At 47.7% G+C, this 3,281-nt stretch carries 5 protein-coding genes; all 5 read left to right on the forward strand.

The window, feature by feature from the left end:
- On the forward strand, nucleotides 1–387 hold a 387-nt coding region (locus tag ACFWWQ_RS29575), incomplete at its 5' end, for a hypothetical protein (protein WP_384602337.1).
- Entirely contained in the window at nucleotides 356–1,141 is a 786-nt protein-coding gene (locus tag ACFWWQ_RS29580) for a hypothetical protein (RefSeq protein ID WP_376642735.1), read from the forward strand. The genes ACFWWQ_RS29575 and ACFWWQ_RS29580, both read left to right, overlap by 32 nt.
- Nucleotides 1,142–2,248, forward strand: coding sequence for a hypothetical protein (locus ACFWWQ_RS29585; protein ID WP_384537960.1), 1,107 nt, complete (start codon nucleotides 1,142–1,144; stop codon nucleotides 2,246–2,248).
- 13 nt (nucleotides 2,249–2,261) lie between these two features.
- Entirely contained in the window at nucleotides 2,262–2,480 is a 219-nt protein-coding gene (locus tag ACFWWQ_RS29590; protein ID WP_376642732.1) for a hypothetical protein, read from the forward strand.
- Nucleotides 2,477–3,262, forward strand: coding sequence for a glucosaminidase domain-containing protein (locus ACFWWQ_RS29595; protein ID WP_376322298.1), 786 nt, complete (start codon nucleotides 2,477–2,479; stop codon nucleotides 3,260–3,262). The genes ACFWWQ_RS29590 and ACFWWQ_RS29595 overlap by 4 nt, the downstream gene beginning before the upstream one ends.
- Nucleotides 3,263–3,281 lie beyond the last annotated feature (19 nt).

The following is a 3,281-nucleotide window of genomic DNA, read 5'->3' on the forward strand; positions in this document are numbered from 1 at the left end:
CACCCGTACGATGATAAGGACATTACATTCAAAGGAACGTCAGGAGCCGGGGCGACAGGTGGGGATTCTTCATCTTCAGGCACTGACGACAAATCATATTTATCAAATATCATGTTCGGCGTGTTCAGATGGTCTCTTATTCTCGGGCTTGCTATCATTGCAATCGTGTTCTTTATGAAAGCCTTCCCAGCAGTCGGAGACGTTGCGAAAGGTACAGCATCCACCGCAATGGATTTTGTTCCGGGTGGTCGTGCTGTCAAATCTGTTTCTAAGGGAGCCAAAGCCATTAAGAAAGGACGCAGCGCGTCAAACCACATCAAGAAAGCCGCTACAATAGCAAAAGGAGTGAACAAGAATGCCGGAACTAGTCAAACAGCCGGGGGATGACCATAAAAAGAGTACATGGCGTGAACAGACCGTCACCATGCTACCGGGCGACATTACAACGGTTTATTTTGACGACACAAAGCCGAACCATTCAGCCATAACAAATAACACAAGTCAGATCGTGTACGTACACGAGCGCCCGAGCGTGTCGCCTAACAATTATCTTTTAGCCGTAGCGCCGGGGTCAACAAAGCTTTTGGCGCGACCGCTCGGCTATCACACAATCTACCTTGACGCCGCGATCGTGCAGCCCGAAAAAGTCCGGGTCGAATCTTGGATTGAGAAATTTACAGCGTCATCTATACCACAGTCCATTGACACCGTTCAGCTTGGGCAGATGACAGGAACCGTAGATATATCAGCGTTACCGCCGCTTGCGGCAGGCGACAAGCATATTGGGAGTGTTGAGATAGATAAGCCTGTCACACTCGGCGGGTCTTCTATCCCGGCGACACAACCTGTACCAACTCGGGAAGCCGGAATGAATGACTTTAGGGTTGGTGGGGTGAGTGTAGGCGTCACGCCTGTAATGGCAAAGTCAGGTTCTAGCAAACTGACAAACCGCCGAGAGTTGACGATCTACCCGCCTAACTCGGGTGTCATTTATTGGGGTAAGCAGGGTGTCGAGACGACTACAGGTGCGCCGCTCACGTCTAACGACAGCCCGCTAACATTTAAGGTTCATAGCCAAAGCCCTGACGTGTACCTAGTCGCTGATACTGAGACAGTCGTCACAATCGTGGAGGTGTCCTAATTGATTGAACTCGGGTCAAGGCGGACGCCGCCCTATGATGATACAGGCGTCAAAACAAGTATTTCAGATTTAAAAGACAAGATGGCAAAGCTTCAGGACACCGTTGACCATATGGACGTGTCAGATGAGATAAAGAACGATATTCTGACGCTTCAGCAAAAAGTCCAAGCGTTAGAGGATACCGCGGACGGTGGGTCAACTGGTGCAACTGACCAACAAATTCAAAGTATGAAGGCTGACGTTGATTCATTCGGCCGAGTCTTGGACGCTCATGTAAAGGACACGACCAAACACGTATCGTCTGAATACCGTACCAAGTGGGACGGTATGAGTGACAGGGTGACGACATCAGAAACAAACCTGAAGAACCATATCGCAAATGCTAAACCTCACGTCTCGGATTCTGAACGTTTGAAATGGAATCAAGCTGCTACGGATGCGACACAGCTGCAAAAGGATTTACAGACAACGAATCTATCGCTTCAGGATGTTATCGGGGTTCAAAACTTCTCACAGAAATATGCATTAACGGATGCTGAAGGAATGCGGAAACGGTTGGCTTCAGCTGACAGCATATTCACCGCACCACCCGGTTTTTATTATGGGACAGGATGGAATCAACTACCGTTACCGGGTGACGCTTCTTGGTACTATCTCGACATTCTACCAGCGCCAAACGGTCTGCGGAAATTGGTTCTGACACGTTCCTATGATAATACGTCATGGATTGGTGTTATACACACTGACAATGTATTCAGGGGTTGGCGACAGCTGTTTACACAAAATGATTTTATGGCGCTCACATGGTATAACCTTCCGTTATTGAATGGAGCAAAGGCGTCAGGAAGAACACCGCAGTATACCCGCTGGGGAAACATCCTCATGCTAAAAGGTGACGTGGCGTGTGACCTCGGCGTTGACTTTGCACAATTGCCCGCGTCATATTCACCGTCAGACAAAAAGGCGGTCATGGCAACAGCATACGGAACGACAGGCTTCACAAAATTTTATATCAACACTGACGGTAAACTGGCGTTTGTCGGCTTTTCAGGAAACAATCAGTCCGCCGTGTCCAGTTGGTCATTAGACGCGGCAGTGCCTTACTAGGAGGGTTGGAGCAATGGAAATGATACAAGTATTCGTATATGATTCGGATTTCATCTTCGACTATCCTGAAATTGTTCCGGCTGATTCCGTACCGGATAATGCGACAACCGTACAGCCGCCGGGATATTGGCGGGCGCAATTTCAGAAGGATAGAAAACTATGGATTGAATCCGCTTCAGACGAACAAATAAATGAAATGAGACAACAAATGAGGGAGAGTGTAAAAGAATGAGTTTCATGGAGAATGTTGCAAGTGAAGCACAAAAATTATACGGTGTAAGTCGAGTTTTACCTTCAGTTATCACAGCACAAGCCATACATGAGTCAAATTGGGGCAAATCCGGGCTTGCTACGCGTGCAAATAACCTGTTTGGTATAAAAGGTATCGGGAACGCTGGAACCGTTCATATGGGCACGTGGGAGGTTTTAAACGGGGTCGATAAAACAATCAAAGCAGGGTTCCGGGCGTATAAGTCTGTTCGCGATTCTATCATAGACCTTGTGAACCTCTATAACCGTCTTGACCGTTATAAGGCTGTTGTCGGGGAAACGAACTATGTACAAGCTTGTGCCGCCATCCAAAAGGGTGGATATGCGACAGACCCGAACTATGCGAAGAAGCTTATCGCCACAATCGAAGCCCACGGGCTGACGAAATACGATAAGGTCGGGAACAAAGCCGCAGTGAAGGCGAAACCTGCCAAGTCGTCCGGCTCGACATATACCGTTAAGGCGGGTGACACATTGACAGCAATTGCAAAGAAATATAATACGTCAGTGAAGGAGTTGGCGAAAGTGAACGGTATTAAAGATGTTAATATGATTCGTGTTGGTCAAGTCCTGAAGGTATCAGGAGCCGCACCATCCGGCGGTACATTCTACACCGTAAAGGCGGGCGACAACCTGACGAAAATTGGTAAGAAATTCGGTGTGTCCGTTAAGACATTGACCACAGTTAATCGTATCCCGGATGCGAATAAGATTTATGTCGGTCAACGGTTAAGGGTGAAATAATTTACAATATATACTAACA

Origin of the sequence: Streptomyces sp. NPDC059080, from assembly GCF_042739975.1 — a bacterium.
GTDB lineage: Bacteria > Actinomycetota > Actinomycetes > Streptomycetales > Streptomycetaceae > Streptomyces > Streptomyces benahoarensis.

What these genes read in the sequence shown, in the direction of transcription:
- ACFWWQ_RS29580 (WP_376642735.1), top strand. Translation starts at nt 356, where the DNA reads ATGCCGGAACTAGTCAAACAGCCGGGGGATGACCATAAAAAGAGTACA.
- ACFWWQ_RS29590 (WP_376642732.1), top strand. Translation starts at nt 2,262, where the DNA reads ATGGAAATGATACAAGTATTCGTATATGATTCGGATTTCATCTTCGAC.
- ACFWWQ_RS29595 (WP_376322298.1), top strand. Translation starts at nt 2,477, where the DNA reads ATGAGTTTCATGGAGAATGTTGCAAGTGAAGCACAAAAATTATACGGT.